At 47.2% G+C, this 18,251-nt stretch carries 12 protein-coding genes; 6 read left to right on the top strand and 6 right to left on the bottom strand.

The genetic code is table 11. The annotated features are described in order from the left end of the window. Positions 1-35: 35 nt before the first annotated feature. The 6 genes from accD to fabB form a co-directional block, all read right to left on the bottom strand. Complete coding sequence (accD, locus tag PG915_RS05965) at positions 36-962, bottom strand: acetyl-CoA carboxylase, carboxyltransferase subunit beta (RefSeq protein ID WP_353498290.1); 927 nt, start codon at positions 960-962, stop codon at positions 36-38. 175 nt (positions 963-1,137) lie between these two features. Continuing rightward, a complete protein-coding gene (truA, locus tag PG915_RS05960) occupies positions 1,138-1,941 on the bottom strand; it encodes a tRNA pseudouridine(38-40) synthase TruA (RefSeq protein ID WP_353498289.1) in 804 nt (267 codons plus the stop codon). A 222-nt stretch (positions 1,942-2,163) separates the two neighbouring features. Beyond that, positions 2,164-6,453 carry a FimV/HubP family polar landmark protein gene (locus PG915_RS05955; RefSeq protein ID WP_353498288.1) on the bottom strand — a complete coding sequence of 1,430 codons (4,290 nt, stop codon included), beginning with the start codon at positions 6,451-6,453 and terminating at the stop codon, positions 2,164-2,166. A 252-nt stretch (positions 6,454-6,705) separates the two neighbouring features. Continuing rightward, entirely contained in the window at positions 6,706-7,719 is a 1,014-nt protein-coding gene (locus PG915_RS05950; protein WP_353498287.1) for an aspartate-semialdehyde dehydrogenase, read from the bottom strand. Then, positions 7,716-8,849, bottom strand: a complete 1,134-nt coding sequence (locus PG915_RS05945) for a 4-phosphoerythronate dehydrogenase (protein WP_353498286.1) — start codon at positions 8,847-8,849, stop codon at positions 7,716-7,718. The genes PG915_RS05950 and PG915_RS05945 overlap by 4 nt, the downstream gene beginning before the upstream one ends. Positions 8,850-9,091: 242 nt before the next feature. Beyond that, positions 9,092-10,303 carry a beta-ketoacyl-ACP synthase I gene (fabB, locus tag PG915_RS05940; RefSeq protein WP_353498285.1) on the bottom strand — a complete coding sequence of 404 codons (1,212 nt, stop codon included), beginning with the start codon at positions 10,301-10,303 and terminating at the stop codon, positions 9,092-9,094. 175 nt (positions 10,304-10,478) lie between these two features. On the opposite strand from fabB, the gene mnmC reads away from it, so the two are divergent. The 6 genes from mnmC (at position 10,479) to PG915_RS05910 (ending at position 18,206) form a co-directional block, all read left to right on the top strand. Next, entirely contained in the window at positions 10,479-12,482 is a 2,004-nt protein-coding gene (gene mnmC / locus PG915_RS05935) for a bifunctional tRNA (5-methylaminomethyl-2-thiouridine)(34)-methyltransferase MnmD/FAD-dependent 5-carboxymethylaminomethyl-2-thiouridine(34) oxidoreductase MnmC (protein ID WP_353498284.1), read from the top strand. 205 nt (positions 12,483-12,687) lie between these two features. Next, the gene (locus tag PG915_RS05930) at positions 12,688-13,764 is read left to right on the top strand and encodes an ABC transporter substrate-binding protein (RefSeq protein WP_353498283.1); all 1,077 of its coding nucleotides are present in this window, start codon (positions 12,688-12,690) and stop codon (positions 13,762-13,764) included. Beyond that, positions 13,761-15,584, top strand: a complete 1,824-nt coding sequence (locus PG915_RS05925; RefSeq protein ID WP_353498282.1) for a GGDEF domain-containing protein — start codon at positions 13,761-13,763, stop codon at positions 15,582-15,584. The genes PG915_RS05930 and PG915_RS05925 overlap by 4 nt, the downstream gene beginning before the upstream one ends. Positions 15,585-15,727: 143 nt before the next feature. After that, positions 15,728-16,801: a DUF4056 domain-containing protein gene (locus tag PG915_RS05920; protein ID WP_353498281.1), complete on the top strand. Its 1,074-nt coding sequence runs from the start codon at positions 15,728-15,730 to the stop codon at positions 16,799-16,801. A 3-nt stretch (positions 16,802-16,804) separates the two neighbouring features. After that, positions 16,805-17,179 (top strand): diacylglycerol kinase, encoded by a 375-nt coding sequence (locus PG915_RS05915; protein ID WP_353498280.1) that lies wholly within the window; start codon positions 16,805-16,807, stop codon positions 17,177-17,179. Positions 17,180-17,312: 133 nt separating this feature from the next. Continuing rightward, positions 17,313-18,206 carry a LysR family transcriptional regulator gene (locus PG915_RS05910; RefSeq protein WP_353498279.1) on the top strand — a complete coding sequence of 298 codons (894 nt, stop codon included), beginning with the start codon at positions 17,313-17,315 and terminating at the stop codon, positions 18,204-18,206. Positions 18,207-18,251 lie beyond the last annotated feature (45 nt).

The following is an 18,251-nucleotide window of genomic DNA, read 5'->3' as shown; positions in this document are numbered from 1 at the left end:
TCAATATCTTAACGTTTGATAACTTAGTGAGTACTTTACCCTTTTTCGTCCGCTTCTGGTACTTCATATGCAGGTTCTTGTGGAGAATCTTCCACAGAAACCACAAGCGGTGACGCTTGGTTAGTCATTTTCGCAAGCAGACTACCTACGCGCTGACGCATTTCACGGCGATCAACAATCATATCAATCGCACCATGCTCAAGTAGGAACTCACTGCGTTGGAAGCCTTCAGGAAGGTCTTCACGTACTGTCTGCTCGATAACACGACGGCCAGCAAAACCGATAAGCGCTTTTGGCTCACCGATATTGATGTCACCCAGCATAGCAAGACTTGCTGAAACGCCGCCCATGGTTGGGTCAGTCATTACAGAAACAAATGGAAGCCCTTTTTTAGACAGACGCTCAAGTGCAGCACTGGTTTTTGCCATCTGCATTAGCGACATTAGCGCTTCTTGCATACGTGCGCCGCCACTTGCTGAGAAACAAACAAGACCGCAATTGTTTTCCATTGCAGCTTCGACTGCGCGTACAAAGCGAGCACCAACAACAGAGCCCATTGAGCCACCCATAAATGAGAACTCAAATGCACACGCTACTACTGGCTGACCAAGCAATTCACCTTGCATAACAACCAAGGCATCTTTCTCACCACTGTTTTTCTGTGCTGCAGAAAGGCGCTCTTTGTAACGCTTTGAATCTTTGAACTTAAGCTTGTCTTGAGGCTCAAACTCAGTCGCGAGTTCAACACGGTTACCTTCGTCTAAGAACGTTTCTAGACGACGACGTGCTTTCATTCGCATGTGGTGATTACACTTAGGGCAAACCTCAAGGTTACGCTCTAGTTCTGCGTGATAAAGTACTTGCTCACATGATGTACATTTAGTCCAGATACCTTCTGGGATAGATGCTTTGCGCGAGCTAACGATGTTGCTTTTTTCTAAAATCTTTTCAAGCCAACTCATGGAAGACCTTTTCTCTTGTTACCCCCGCCAAAATGGCGAAAGTGTGAAATTCTAATTAATGCCGTGGGATTAAACCATATTAGAGCCAAACTGTAGATAAAAAACTGGTTGTACCTATCCTTGTGACCAAGCCATAACTCCTGATCACGGTAACTTTTCACTGTTTGGAGCCTAGTTACCAACCAGAGTTCAAATCATTCGGCAAAAATAGCGGACCAATTGGCATTTCTGGGAGCTGGTACTCATCTGGATAATCGACGTCGACCAAATACAGACCGTCAGCTTTCGCCGTAGCGCCAGCCAATTTGCGATCTTTTTGCGCCAGTAACCACTCTATCCACTCAGGTGGCTGCTCACCTCTACCGACCACAATCAAGCTACCGGTAATGTTTCGCACCATATGATGAACAAAGGCGTTCGCTTTAATATCAATCACCACGTAAGGCCCGTGGCGAGTCACGTTTAAGTGCATGATATTGCGCCAAGGGCTACGAGATTGACACTGCACTGCACGAAAGGACGTGAAATCATTTTCACCAAGTAGGTACTGCCCTGCTTGATGCATTTTTTCTACATCCAAGTTGCCATGATAATGACTGATACCAGAAGATAAAATTCCAGGACGTAAATCGTGATTGAAGATCACATAACGATAGCGACGAGCGGTTGCAGAAAAGCGCGCATGGAACGCTTCTGGAACTTCTTTTGCCCAGCGCACCGCTATGTCTTTGGGTAGGTTTGCATTAACGCCCATCGTCCAAGCAACAGGCTTACGTATCGCAGATGTCTCAAAGTGCACCACTTGCCCTGTACCGTGTACACCGGCGTCAGTACGCCCTGCACACTGAACCTCGATCGGTTCGTTGGCAACAATAGATAGCGCCTTTTCCAGTTTTTCTTGAACACTGGTAACTTCGCGCTGTCTTTGCCAGCCAAAGTATTTTTCACCGTTATATTCAATACCTAATGCAACTTTCATAGTTAACTCTGCATCTGTGATTTGTCAAAGGGGGCAAAGTATATACGCAACTCTACTTGGTATAAAGCCACAGCCTGTGAAAGCTCGGTCATTAATTACTAGTCATCGACGAAAGGTCATAACCAAAACCTGACCTAATGGCGACACTCAGTTTTTGAATATCGTCGAATCTAGGTTTACCCAAAAAAGAAAAACGGTGGCAAGCCACCGTTTTTTTGGATTTTACTGATGCTCAGAGAGCTTACTAAGTAACCGTTTCGCCTCTTGCTCAACTTGTCCTGAGCCTTCTAGCAAGACTTTTTCGAGTAGCTTTACCGCGCCTTCGAAATCATTCATCTCAATGTAGATTTTCGCCATATCAAGATTACCTGCAGCCTCAGAATCTGAGTCTACATCGACCTCAGAAATCGGTCCAATGACATCTGGGAATTCATCTAACCCAACATCGAGCTTAAGTTCTTCCTCTTCTTGCTCAGACGTCTCTCCGTCATCGACTTGAGCCATGAGCTCATCAATCGTCATAAATTGCTTTTCTTGAGCATCAAAATCAGCGACAGGATCTTGTGAAGACCAATCTTCATCGGACGCTTTCGCAAGAGCTCCTACATCGTTGCCACTCCAAATCGCTTGCTCTTCATCTGGAATGTCATGGTTAATGGCAGCTCTCTGCTCATCGGTAAGGGTAAAGCCATTCCAGTCTTCACCAGCCTCAGACCCTGCTGTCTCTTGCAACATGGCATCGATATCAAGACCAGCGCTGTCCGCTGTCGTTTGATCCACAGGTGAGATGTTTGAGAATGTCGCCCCTTCACTGTCTTGCAAAAGTTCGTCGAGATTGCCTTCTTGTTCAATCGCTGACATATCGACCATGCTAAACGCATCTGCAAGTGCATCAATTTCCGAATGATCTAGCGTTTCACCCACCATTTCTGGTGCAGACGCCAAAGGTTGATCCTCTGGTTCGAGATCCACAGCTGCTTGTTGCTCATCATATTCTGGGAGTGATTCAAGCGAGAAATCATCCTCAAAGTCATGATTATCCGCTTGCTGCACATCCGGGCTCTCAGCTGTCAGAGGCTCACTTTCATCCATATCAAGCAAGGCGTCTTGCTCTGTAAATTCTGGGAACTCAAAATCATCAAATGCGTCTTGTTTGGATGCTAATGATGGCTCACTAACTGGGTTTTCTGCTACTTGCTGTTCTGCTTCTGCCTGTTCTGGCACTTGTAGGTCGGCGACTTCATCACTAGCAACATCTCCGAGCTCATGGTCATCACTCTCAGCAGCATTCTCAACCAAACTGTCGGCATCTAGTTCTGCGACAGGTTCAGAGAATGAGTCCGTCTCAAGCTCACTCGCAGCATCACTTTGTGGTTCTTGTTCTGTAAAGGAGTCTAGTGGCTCAGACGCAGGTTCTGGCAATACCTCTTCTTTGCTGAGATTGGCATCAGCAAACGCGTCATCTTCGCTATACTCTGGCAGCTCATCGTCACTGAAAGCCAATTCTGCATCAGAAGAGTCTTCAGGCACTGGCTCATCATCTGAGTCACCCTCTGCATCGGCAAACGCTTGTTCTTCGCCGTATTCACTTTGCAGGGCATTAGCGAGGAAATCTGCATCGTCCTCTTGCGCCGTGTTAGCAAGCGGATCTTGTTGAGGCTCTTCCTCCACCCAATCATCATCTTGAGGTAACCCAAATTCATTGGCTACCAATGCGTCCAGTTCTTTTCGAGACTGCTCACTGTCATCTTCATGGTGAGAAAGGTTGCTACCGCTCTCAATTTCTGGTGCAAAGTCAAAGTCCGTATCAGAAGCAACCTGAGGAGTGAGCTCTGGCGATTCAACGGCTTCTGGCTCTGCACTATCATCGGCTATTGAGCTAACGTTTGAATCTTGTGACGATACTTCAAAAGCATCATCAGTTTCCGATGTTTCAAGTTGCTCAAACGATTCGTGATCGGTTGAAGTTGACTCAGAGGCTATAGACTCTTGAGCTAAAGAGTCGTCTGCTTGATGGGAGATTTGTTGCGCTAGAGTGCTCTCTACTTCCTCATCAAACACGTCCGATTCAGTATTAGCGTCAAAAGCTTCTTCAGTACGCTCATCTGCTGACAAGTCGGCTCTAGGCGGATCGACATCGGCAGCGTCAACCATTGGCTCATCACCTTGATGAAGCTCAGCCTCGGCGACTGACGCCTCAGTGAGATCAAGCTCATTGGCACCAAGCTGCTCATCTTCCAATGACAGTGACTCTGTAGTGCCTTCATCATCCAACTCTGCTGCTAACTCGACGTCATCACTCAATGAGTCTTGTGGTAGCTGCTCAGAGCTTGGGTCTTGGTGGGACATAGGCTCTGGCACGTTGGCAGCAAACAACGCATCCATTTCTTCATCGCTAATGTCTGATCCAAGTAGATCATCAGAGCCAAATGGATCCAGGTCGAAGTCATCTTCAACAGTGTCATCTTTAGCATCTGATAGGCTGCTCTCAAATAGCACTTCATCTAATAACTCAGTGCTATTCTCATCCAGCTCCGTTTCTTCATCAGCAAGAAGCTGCACATCCTCATCTTCATCTACCGACGCAGACTCTTCTGACAGTACTTCATCAAGAGTTAAGTCTGAGTCATCCAGATCCGAGAGCTCAAAGTCACCGGTAAGCATGTCGTCAAGCAAGTCGACATCGCCATTATCTAACTCACCCTGAGGCTCAGGCACAGCGTCAGGAGTCGCATCAATTTGCGAGAACTGAGCAAAGAGATCGTCAATATCGTCGTTATCTACACTCTCCGACAAGTTATCTGAAGATTGAGGCTCGTCATCGGCGTCACTTTCCTCTGCAATGATTTGTTCCAGAGACGCCAATGGAGAGTCGGCGGAAAGATCATCCAAATCGATATCGCCTTCATCGAGGTCAAAGTCGTCGCCAGCGAGCAGTTCGTCCATTTGCGCTTGGTTTAACGCGCTGTCTTCCTCCAGAAGCTCTTCAGCATCAACCTGTGCGTTACTTTCTTGCTCGGTATCACCTTGAGTATCTAAGCTAAAGTCTGCAAACAGGCTATCTAAGTCATCTTGTGAAACGACATTATTGCTGTCGTCTCCATCTTCGTCAGAAAGGTTGAAATCCAACTCTTCATCATCACTTGGCACTGCAACGTCGTTGAGCGCACGTTCCATTTCCTCGAGGCCCAGCGCTTTCTCACCATCTTTAACACTGATGCCGTTGTTGCTAGTATCAAGGTCGACTACGCCAATATCGAGCTCTCCATCGTCATCAATGCTGGCAAATGGGTCATCTTCATCATCTAGATTGAAATCAAAATCCGCCTCATCAAGGTCGGCGAACACATCATTCTCATCATTTTCTTGGCTTACATCACTCTCTTCAGCTTCATCATCCAAGCCTGCTAATAGGTCATCGGAGAACAGCTCATCATCGTCGTCACTGGCAACCGCAGCAGTGGCGACTCCCGCACCAGCACCTGCTGCTGCGGCCATAGCCGGTTTATCCGAGCTTTCAGTTTGAGCCTCATTAAGCTGCGCAGTTGGCTCATCATTTCGACGTTTACGAGAGCGTAATATTGCCATCACCAAAAGGCCAAGAAGCAGCGCTGGTACAAATGCTAGCAGAGCAACAAACCACGGTTTAGAGAGCCAAACATCGAGCTGGCTTGGCGCCAATCGAGCCATTTCAGCCTGTTTACGCTTTTCTTCACTAAGCTGACGTTCGACTTCAGTACGGATACGCTCTTCGTTATCCACTTCCGTTTTTAGTTCTTCCACTTCGTGTTGAACTTCAGAAAGCATCAACCTCAGTTGGTGATTTCGCTCTTCTAAAGACAAAAGTTCGCTTTCCGAGCGACTAAGTTCTTCTCGTAACGCTTCAGTTACATCAGGCGCTTTCGGAACATCCGGCGCTTTGGTAATCACTTCCGATTCGGCTTTAGGTGTTGCTTCAACTGGCTTAACTGGCTCGGGTTTTGCTGCAGTTGGCGTTGTGACTGCTTCTGGCTTGACTTGAAGCTTTTGTGGCTCAGGTTTCGGCTGCATGGGCGCTCGTGGAGACGCAACGACAGATGCAGGTTGGTTTAGTTTGGCCTGATGCGCAGCTAGAACCGCTAGCGCTTCTTGCAGATCAACACGATTTATCAACGCACTAGATGGGATACGAAGTTCACTGCCTGGCGACAACTGATGAATATTACCCTTTTCGAATTGGCCTGGGTTTAGTTCATAGAATGCATAAATGGTTTGCTGAACACTGGCACCAGATGGCTTAAAACGTGAAGCAATCGACCACAAGGTTTCATTTTGGGCAGTAGGACCATAGTAGCGCGCAGGTGCACCGCTTTCTTGATTGGCAAGTTGACGAACAGGTTGCGAATATTGCGGAGTCGAGATGACCTCACCGTTAGGCCCGGTTAATCGAATAGTATCAGCGCTGATAGATAAAGAAGTTGTCGCTCCTGCTAGTGCTAACGTCACTAACAAAGGCTTTAAAATTTGATGCATGGAAGGCTCAGCTGTCTGCGATATAAATTACAAAAATTATCTCGTTACTATATCGGATATTAGCTCCAAAACTATAGGTCAGCCTTTAAAAAAACTTGATTCAAGCATGATATCGGTACCAATTTCACATTGGTTAACAGTATAAAGGCCCCTAAAAAGGAGCCTTTGATTAAAAAAGTAACAGCAATGGTGCATAAAGCACCACTCAGTGCCTCGCAGACAGCGCAGAACAAGAGAGGGGCGTTCGACCTATTAGAAGTAGTCGCGAATCAGTACTTCTGCAATTTGCACCGCGTTAGTCGCTGCGCCTTTACGGACGTTGTCTGCTACAACCCACAAGTTCACACCACTGTGGTGGCTTATATCATTGCGAATACGACCGACCATCACATGATCTTTGCCGCCCGCATCACGAACTTGAGTTGGCATATCTTCACCATGGAAGACTTCAACACCTTCAGCTTGCTCTAGTAATTGCACCACTTCCTCTGCAGAAATAGGCGCGCTCGTTTCTAGATGCACGGCTTCTGCATGTCCATAGAATACTGGCACACGAACACAGGTTGGGTTAACCATTAGGTTTGGATCGTTGAAGATCTTTTGCGTTTCCCACACCATTTTCATTTCTTCTTTGGTGTAGCCGTTATCCATGAACTGGTCAATTTGTGGAATACAGTTGAACGCAATTTGTTGGCTAAATGCTTTGGGTTCAACAGGTTTGCCGTTTAGTAGCATTGCTGTTTGACCTGCCAGCTCATCAACACCGCTCTTACCTGCACCAGAAACCGATTGGTAGGTGGTTACGTTGATGCGCTCGATACCAACCGCATCGTGAATCGGTTTAAGCGCAACCAGCATTTGAATTGTTGAACAGTTAGGGTTCGCAATAATGTTGCGGTTTCTAAACTCAGCAATTGCTTCTGGGTTCACTTCCGGTACCACAAGCGGTACGTCGTAGTCGTAGCGGAAGTTCGAAGAGTTATCGATTACGACCACACCTTCATCTGCCGCGATAGGCGCCCATTTTGCTGATTGCTCACCGCCTGCAGAAAACAGTGCGATATGGACTTGTGACCAATCGAAGTTCTCTACGTTCTCAACTTTCACTGTTTTACCGTTGATACGATAAGTCTTACCTTCACTGCGCTCACTCGCAAGTAGGTAGATGTCACCCATCGGGAACTCACGTTCTTGTAGCACTTCGACCATAGTTTCACCTACAGCACCTGTTGCTCCAAATACAGCGATATTAAATTGTTGGCTCATTTAGTTACCTCGATTTGAAATCCTAGTTCTGCTAATGGAGCGAGATTACAAGACTCGTCACCCTTAACAAGGACAGCGCCATACTCGCGTCTATCCCAATAAAGTTTACGCATTTTATCGAAGCCATTTTCGCTGTGAATTTCACGGCGGAAAATCGCATCGTCCTTGCGTACATCATAGATTATCTGCGTCATACTGTGCAGCGTTGCTTCATCCCACGCACGATCTAGCGTCAATTCTGGGATTGGAGCAACGGGTAAAAGTGCATCAGGGTTTGCACGTTCAGATACTCCCAAAAACTCACAGTAGCTGTTAAAGATCATGGTCGTACCACGTGCTTTGCCTTCAAGACCGTAGCCCGCTATGTGAGGGGTCGCGAACGTTAACAGAGGTAGTAGCTCAAAATCAACCACTGGTTCAAACTCAAATACATCAAGAACGGCAGTAAATCCATCTTGCTTGAGTAAGCGCTGTTTGAGTGCCTGGTTATCTACAACAGGACCACGCGCAGCATTGATTAAAATTTGGTCTGCACGAAAATTATCAAGACGCGCCTGGTTGATTAAGTGATGCGTTGGATATTCACCCTCTCGAGTGATCGGCGTGTGCATAGTGACGACATCTGCCTGCTCTAACAGAGTATCAAGCTCAGTAAAGACTCTTTGGTCGCCTTGCTGCTCATTGAGTGGGTCATTAAGTAGAACCTTGATTCCAATGCCTTGTAAGCACTTTTGCAGGTAGCTACCTACCTGGCCACAACCAATGATACCCACTGTTTTATCAAAGATAGAGAAACCTTGCTGCTGAGCAATAACCATCAAACTACTGATAACATACTCGGCCACGCCCACTTTGTTGCAACCTGGAGCGGCAGTAAAGAAAATACCTCGCTGCTCTAGAAGCGCTTGGTCAACATGATCCATTCCCGCGGTTGCGGTGCCAACGAATTTAAGCTTATTGGCCTTTTCTAAAAGCGCTTCATTAACCTTAGTGATCGAGCGAATCATAAGCGCATCAACATCAACAAGATCGTCAGCCGTTAACTCGCGGCCAGGTTTGGCGATCACTTCTCCGAGTTGGCTAAACAGCTCAACGGCATAAGGCATTGCCTCATCAACAATAATCTTCATGGGAAGTTCCAAAGGGGTTGTCCTTACAATAGGCTGAATTGTGCAAGATATAGCAGCATGTGTCGAGTAGGTGGGAAAGAAAGATAGTGCATAGCAAAATTCAGGTACAAAAATGCCCAGCCATTTGGCTGGGCAAGATCCAGAACAAAAGGATTTTAACCCGCTCTCCAGGGATTAAAACTTGCGTCTGCGACTGGTTTTCACCAGTCAGCTCTGGAAATCATAGAACTGATTAGCCAGGGTTAACCTTGGTACTTCTTCAGTACTAGTGTTGCGTTCGTGCCACCGAAACCAAAGCTGTTAGACATCACCGTGTTTAGCTCTTGCTCACGAGTTTCAGTGACGATATCTAGGCCTTCTGCCGCTTCGTCTAGCTCATCAACGTTGATGCTTGGTGCAATAAAGCTATGGTGTAGCATCAGCGCTGAGTAAATCGCTTCGTGTACACCTGCCGCACCTAGCGCGTGACCAGTCATTGCTTTCGTTGCTGAGATAGCAGGACTGTTGCCGCCAAAGACTTCTTGGATAGCGCCAAGCTCTTTAACATCACCTACTGGCGTAGATGTGCCGTGAGTGTTCACGTAATCAATCACCTCAACATCTTGCATTGCCATCTTCATACAACGCACTGCGCCTTCACCAGATGGTGCTACCATGTCGTAGCCGTCTGATGTTGCACCGTAACCCACAACCTCACCGTAGATTTTTGCGCCACGTGCAAGAGCGTGCTCGAGTTCTTCAACAACAACCATGCCGCCGCCACCAGAGATAACAAAACCGTCACGGTTCGCATCGTAAGTACGTGATGCTTTTTCTGGGGTTTCGTTGTATTTAGTAGACAGTGCACCCATGGCATCAAACATCATAGTTTGTGACCAATCTAGCTCTTCACCACCACCAGCAAATACGATGTCTTGCTTACCAAGTTGGATAAGCTCCATCGCGTGACCGATACAGTGAGCTGACGTTGCACATGCTGAGCTCATTGTGTAGTTCACACCACGGATTTTAAATGGTGTTGCCAGACACGCTGACACAGTTGATGACATAGTACGAGGTACCATGTAAGGACCAACACGCTTCACGCCTTTGGCGCGTAGTGTATCCACTGCAAGTGTTTGGTTAAGTGCAGACGCACCACCAGAACCTGCAACGATACCTGTGCGGTCATTTGAAACTTGATCGTCTGTCAGACCTGCGTCTTCGATCGCTTGCTCCATTGAAAGATATGCGTACGCCGCTGCGTCGCCCATGAAGCGCATTTTTTTACGGTCGATATGCTCAGCAGGGTTAATTTTCAAATCACCCCAAACTTGAGAACGAAGGCCCATCTCTTTGAATTGCTCAGAGGCGTTAATACCAGAACGGCCTGCTTTAAGAGACGCTAAAACTTCTTCAACGTTGTTACCGATGCTCGAAACAATACCCATACCGGTAATTACGACTCGTTTCATGTGACATTCCTATAAATTCATAAACGGCTAAATGATAACGAAGATACAGGATAAAAGTGGTCAGCTTTCCCATAAATTCGTACAATTCGCATCAATAAATGCTATCGATGCCCCACTAAATGTAGTTGTGATAACTTTCTACCTAGGGGTATAACACGAGATAAGTGTCAAAATTATGACTTCCATCACTCATGCGCAACTCGACTGGAATGAGTCGGGCACCCCGGTATCCGATCAATTTGACGATGTTTACTTCTCCAATGTCAATGGTTTAGAAGAAACTCGTTACGTATTCTTGAAGCAAAACCGACTTCCAGAGCGTTGGCACGATTTCGAGCAGCCGCGTTTTGTCATTGCGGAAACAGGATTTGGCACCGGACTGAACTTTCTCGCAGTATGGCAGTGGTTTGAACAATTCAGACAACAAAACCCAAACGCGGCGTTGCAAGAGCTGCACTTTATCAGCTTTGAAAAATACCCATTATCTCAGCAAGATCTGATCAAAGCACATGAATCTTGGCCGGAGCTGGCAACCTATGCCAAGCAGCTGCAAGCCCACTACCCTATCGCCGTGCCAGAATGCCACCGAATTGTGCTCGCTGATGGCGCCATCACACTCGATCTCTGGTTTGGTGACATTAAAGACTGCCTACCAAGCGTGCCAACCCCATCACAAGGCGTTGTCGACTGTTGGTTCCTTGATGGTTTCGCGCCTAGCAAAAACCCAGAGATGTGGAATCAAGACCTCTTCAATGGCATGGTGAAACTTGCCAAACAAGATTGCACCTGCGCCACGTTCACCGCTGCCGGATTTGTCCGACGCGGTTTGATTGAAGCGGGCTTTGAGATGAAAAAAGCCAAAGGCTTTGGCACCAAACGCGACATGATTGTTGGTCACATCGCACAAAAGCAGCCTTATAGTAACTATGAACCTCTTTACTATCGCAGTGAAAAACCGCGTCCACAACACGTCGCCATCATCGGTGGTGGTGTTGCCAGCGCAACCTTAATCGCCGCATTAGAGAAGCGTGGCATTCAAACCAGCCTGTTTTGCAAAGATTCACAACCGGCAGAAGGTGCGTCTGGCAATCGACAAGGCGCCGTCTACCCACTCCTCAATGGCGAACATCGTGGCGTGTCACGCGTCTTCGCACCCGCGTTTTTATATGCGAGACAATTCGCCGAACAAGCGGCAAACCAATTTGATTTTGACCATGATTGGTGCGGTGTCACGCAGCTCATGTGGGATGAGAAATCAGAGCAAAAGCTTACACGTATGCTCGAAGGCAATTTCCCAAGCGAGCTCATTCATCAACTCGATGCAAAGCAAACCAGCCAAGCGATTGGCGTAGCCTCGCCGCACGCTAGCGTTCATTACCCGCTAGGGGGATGGCTTTGCCCGGCTGAGTTAACTCAAGGCCTTATTCGCCACTACGCAAACAGTGGCAAACTTAGCGCGCATTTCAACGCTGAAATTGATTCGATTGAGCAAGTCGATAACGGTCACTGGCAAGTTAATGGTTCTAACTTGCCAGTGAGCCCAAATTTTGATGCCGTCATTATTGCCAATGGTCACGAGTTTAGCCATCTTGCTCAAACCAAAGCGCTGCATCTGACCGCAGTAAAAGGACAAGTCAGCCACATTCCAACCACAAAAACACTCGAAGCGATTAAGTCGGTTTTGTGTTACGACGGCTATATGACACCTCACAATCCAAACACCATGACGCACTGTATAGGCGCCAGTTACGATCGTAAGCACATCAATACCGACTTTGATTCGACAGCCCAGCAAGAAAATGGCGACAAACTGAAAGCGTGCGTACCTAATGTAGATTGGGTGAACGAGGTCGACACCAGCGACAAGCAATCGCGCCAAGGGATCCGTACGGTCAGCCGAGATCATTTGCCGTTTGTCGGCCAAGTGGCCAATTTTGAAGCGCTCAGCCATGCTTACGATGAGCAAGGCAGTCAGCTCCTTCAATTAGCTCAGCACCCTGAACTTTACTGCATGTTAGGTCTTGGCTCACGTGGGCTCAGCTCAGCGCCACTATTGGCCGAACTGCTAGCTTCCGAGGTTTGTGGCGACCCACTGCCACTGCCAGTCGATGTGCTCAATGAGCTTCATCCTTCAAGAACCTGGATAAAACGCATTAATAAGGCTAAGCCACTAAGCTAAGTTTCAAAGCGAATATAGAGGGTGCCCGGCACCCTCTAATTTCTTACCAGTTAGGCACCAAACTGCATATTACCCATTTACTTTCCCCCTGATATCCAACGTTTTATAATTGAGACTCCTGCCTCATTCATGTGATTTCACTCACAACTATTCGACGTTTTAACAAATCACTTCCATAATTTTCTCTAACACAGGGAGTGTTGTTATGAGAGCGATTTGGGCGCTTTGCGTCTACTGTTTATTATCAGGCACAGCCATTGCAGCAAAAGGCGACAATACGCCGCATCAAGCTGATAGCCGAGTGTTGTTCGTAAACCCCGGGTTTGCGCAAGAGAGCTTTTGGCATGATGTCGACCTCTATGCACAAGCGGCGGCAGATGCTTTGGGCTTACAGCTCGAGATCATCCATGGTAAACGTGACCGACTTCTCACCCGTCAAGAGCTTGTCGAAAGATTGCAGCAAAGTCCCACTCCGGATTTTGTCATTCTCGTGAACGAAAAAGGGGCAGGACTCGCCTTGCTGGAGTCCATAACGTCGCCACAAATCAAAGTTACTTTTGCACTCAATGACTTATCATCCAATGACAAACGACTTGTCTCCAACATACCTGACTGGTCCAAGCGTCTACTACCTGGGGTATTTCCAGACAACTATCATATCGGGTTTGTCAGTGCACAGGATCTGTTTGTTAAAGGCAGAGGACAGCCGGGTGACTTTCTACTCATCTCTGGTGATAAAACCACTCCTGCATCCAACAATCGAGAGGCAGGGGCAACATCATTTATCATGCAAAATGAGAATACTTCCTTAGCCCAACGCGTGCACGGAGACTGGTCGGAATCCATTGCCTATGAACAGACCAAAATCTTGTTGAATAGACATGACAACGTACGCTACCTATGGACAGCCAACGATCACATGGCGTTTGGCGCGATTAAGGCCATCGAAGAAGCCAATATCCCAATCGGCAGTGACATCTTTGTTGGGACAATCAACACATCCAACCAAGTGTTAAACGCATTGGCACAGGGCGAAGTCTCCTCTCTGGCGGGAGGCCATTTCACCGCGGTGGGTCTGTCGTTAGTCAAAATCCATCACTATTTGCACAATGAACCTTGGCCACAGCGCACCAAATACAATTTGTTCCAACCGGTACTTTATCCCTCTGAGTTCTACAACATATTAAAAGATAAAGACTGGCAGCGGATAGATTTCCGAAAAATCGACATTCAACAAAACCCTATCGATCCATTTGTACCCAAGTCTGAGGAGCTCAAGTGACATCGCTCCCTATGAAAACACTCAGACACAAAATCATCGCCATCATGGTGGTGGCGACCGGTTTATTGGCGTTATTAAACATTTCAATCCAAGCCTACGTCGACTATCAACAAGAAATGAAGCAGGCCGAAGATAATACCCTGCGCCATGTACGCTCCCTGTATTACCCGATTTCAGAGGCGCTTTGGGATCTGGATCTTCGTCAACTGGAGCAACTGCTAATAAGCGTCAGTAAAGACAGCAACATCCAGAATATTCAGCTCAAAAGTACCGATGGCACCATGCTCGATGCCAACGTATCCGAACCGTTAACTTCGACGACTCACAGCTATGATCTACGCCACCACGGTAGAATGCTCGGTACCTTGTCCTATCAAATTGACGACTCAAAGATTCAAGAAGAAGTATTATCTCGGTTAGCATTAGGATTTCTTTTAAACACCCTAGAAGCCTTAGTGATCATCGCCATTGTTGTGGTGGTGGTTTACTCGCTAGTCACTAAACCGCTTAACGAGCTTTATACGATATCAAAAACCATCAACCCTCAAACGTCGAGTAAATTAAAGCTGCCCAACAGTCTGACTCAGCGTCAAGATGAGCTCTCCTACGTTGCGAAAGCACTGCAAAACCTCAATAACGCTTCAAGGCGCGCGATAGCGGCACAAAGACGTACAGAGCGACAACTGCTTCATCATCAGAATCAACTCGAGCAGAGCATCGAGATTCAAACCAAAGCCTACAAAACCCAAAGTAAGCTGCATCGTATCCTCGCCGATATGTCACTCAATATTCTGACCTGCAGCGAGGACAACATGGCGACAGTTATGTACCGTGCATTTGAGCCCATAGGCCGTTTGCTCGACATCGACAGACTCAGCGTACTCACTATTGACGACAATATTGCGCACTATCGCTATTCATGGCGAGCAGATGGGAGTAAAAACCCTTACCTCGAGGGGTTCAATATCGGCTCGATGGCATTGCTGCAACGTCGTCTACTTTCTCTAGAACCTATTGTGATTAATGACATTGAGTTTCTAAAGAGCCAAGCGGATTCTGAGTACAGCATGATGAAGAAGCTAGGAATCGATTCGGTAGCCATTTTTCCCCTGATCGATGGTAAAGCGATATTTGGCCTTCTTATTGCTTCCAATATCCATGGCGCACATGACTGGAGTGACACGCAGCGAGCCATTTTAAGTCGGCTTTCAACCACAGTCAGTGAAATGCATCTGCGGCTACGCAGCCAAAAAGAAATGACCGCGCTGCAAGAGGAACTTATAGAGGCCAATCAACGTTTACACATCGCCGCAGAAACTGACGAGCTAACTGGGTTGCCGAATCGCCGCCCATTCATGAGCGAGCTTGAACATCATACTCATAGCCTCTTTGTCAGTAGTATTACTACCATGATGATTGATGTCGATCACTTCAAACAATACAACGACCTGTACGGTCACGTTCAAGGTGATTTTGCGCTGCGTTATGTGGCCAACACTTTAAAGCAAGTGCTTGTACCTTGTGGTCATATGGTCGCGCGTATTGGCGGCGAGGAGTTTTGTGCCCTGCTGGTCAATGTCTCAGCTCAAGAAGCCATGACCTTGGCGGAAAAAATGCGCCAAGAAATAATATCACTCAACATTCCACATTCAGGAAACAATCCGTTCAACGTGCTATCGATTTCTGTTGGCGTTGCTCATCAGCTCGCCGAAGAACAGCTAACAACGCAGCAATTATTGGAAAGCGCCGATGCTGCTTTATACAGAGCAAAACAAAACGGGCGAAACCAGGTTCAATCTGAGCCGTCAAACCTTGATTAGCGAATTGGCAGCAAATGGTAAATACTATTTATTCAAACGGTTATTATCCTCACGACAAATTATTGCATTTTTTTGACAAACAGCAGGTGCGTACACTGCACAATCTTGCGCTTTTTTGTTCCACTCACTGATTTGGTTCACCTATGACAAAAATACTATTGCTACTGAGTCTTACTCTGACCGCTGCAGCGCCAAGCTTCGCGGATTCCGAGACCGTACCAGTAGGGATCAGACCATGCTGCGCCTTTGGAACTGGCCTTAAAGCAGAGCTAGGAAGCGTCCCGGTTCCTTTCTACTCGATCAAGAACGTTCTTAATACCGAAGATGTCGATGCGCACGTATTCAACGATGGGTCAGCCAGTGTTGTCGGCAGCCTATTTGGCGCATCTGACGAAGTGAATGGACTCATTTTCACCAATAAAGGCGGCTTTATTGATACCGCACACGTCAGAGATACCGCGGATTTTGCCTTCTATTTATATCGTTCTCTTAAGCAGCGCAACAGCGACAACTATCAAGTGAACCTTACGCCTGAACTGCGTGACCGTCACATCGTATTTAATAACCTAGACCAACTAGACACAGAACAAGACGATGAAGCCAAACTAGCCGCACTGCTCGCGTTTCGTCTTGCTCAATGGCATGAAATTGCACAATGGTACGGCCTAGTTTCTGTGGGCGGTTTTAAAGAGTATCCATCGGCGTTTTCGCCAGAAGATCTCTACTCGAACATGCTCGGTGCACTCATCGCCTATGAGATTTTGCGAATTAATCCAGACATTACCCAAGATGCGTTCATCGTTCTGATGCCGGAGTATTTCCGTAAGCACCTTAAGATGCTTGACGCTCAAGATGAAGACACCAGTATCGAAAAGCTTAAAGAGATCGATGGCATCTGGTGGGACAGCAGCAAACGTCTGCCAAACAAATGGGTGGTGAAAACGCGAGATTATCACTTTAGTTTGAATTTGATTCCAAACGTGGTTTCTAACGGCACACCGCTGAGCTTATCTGAGTTTGCTAAGCTTGAGCAATACGGACAATTGCAGTTGGTAAAAGCTGACAATATTCAATCGTTTGATATACTGCCGGCGTCATTGAAAGATAAAACCGTTTGGACTCACGAAGAGTTCCAAGCAATTGGCGACATTTCTAAATCTGTTGATGATAAGCACGAGAACAATCGTAACGACGCACTTACTTTAAAGTTGAACTAAACCATGACTGAGATTCAAAAAAATACTGGCATTAAGCGCGTTATTTACGCCGCTCGTTACTCTTGGTACGGCCTCATTGCTGCTTGGAAAAACGAAGCGGCATTTCGCCAGGAATGTGCAGCGCTGATCTTTGCAGTCATCATCGCAGCTGTGTTAGATGTCTCTTTGTTCGCTAAAGCCGCCCTCGTGGGCAGTGTTATCTTTGTCATGATTGTTGAATTGATGAACTCTGCGGTGGAAGCCGTGGTAGACCGTGTCGGGCTTGAACGTCACGAGCTATCGGGGCGTGCAAAAGATCTCGGCTCAGCGGCCGTGTTTCTAGCCATTGGCCTCGCCATGATGGTGTGGGGCTCAATTCTCTGGACTCATTTCAGCTAACACTCACTTCCCAATAGCAAATACCATTGGGTAGAAGAAACAGATAGGCTTGATCATGTCGCGATCAAGCCTTTTTTCGTTCTGTTGTTTGCATTACAGTGATTGTTAATGAGTTAGCGCCTTTGGAGCCACTGTGAATCTTCGACAATTGGAAGTCTTCTACGCCATCATGCAAGCCGGAACGGTATCGGGAGCTGCCAGAAATCTGCATGTTTCCCAGCCCAACGTGACGCGCGTATTGGCTCACACCGAACAGCAACTTGGCTTTTCACTGTTTGAACGCATTAAAGGACGGCTAGTTCCGACTCAAGAAGCGCAGACACTGCTACCTGAAGTGGAAAAGATCTATCGACAGCTTGGTCAGTTCCAAACTCTGACCAACAAAGTTAAAGCTGGACATCAACATATCCGTATTGGTGCACCGCCGGTGCTAGCCACTAAGCTGCTCACCCCTTTAGTGTCTGAGTTTGCCCAGAAAAACGCCTGCTCTATTGACCTCACTACGGGTAATCACGCCGAACTATGTCAGGCGCTGCTCGACAATGAGCTCGATCTTGCCATCACGTTTGGCCGCGAAACACCTGCGGGCATATCACATCGCCTTTTACTGCAGCAATCTATGACCGTGCTCCTTAGTCGTGAGCATCATAAAGCGCTGAGTCCCGAGCTCTCATCACTCTCACTTTCAACATTGCTTCATAGTGACATCGGCATAATTGCACTCGATGAACGCGATCCACTAGGCATGCGCTTGCACGATTCGATAACCGCTCACAAAGCAAATTTTACGCCGACATTTCGCGTCAGAAGCTACAGTGCAGGCGCAGAGCTTGCCAAACTCGGCAGCGGTATCGCCATTGTCGACCCTTGGACTGCGCAGCAATATGCGCTTGAACCCAATCTCATGCGTGTCGCGTTAACTGACAACATTGATTGCTCCGTATCCCTTCTTTCCAGTGATGTTCACCCTATGTCGATTGCCAGTAGGCAGTTTCTAGAAACGCTTTCGGAGATCACCAGCCCATAACTTAATGTTATAGAGGACACACATTAGAGTATTCGATTGTGCTCC

Origin of the sequence: Vibrio sp. CB1-14, from assembly GCF_040412085.2 — a bacterium.
GTDB lineage: Bacteria > Pseudomonadota > Gammaproteobacteria > Enterobacterales > Vibrionaceae > Vibrio > Vibrio chaetopteri.
This window is presented reverse-complemented; position numbering and strand designations above follow the sequence as displayed.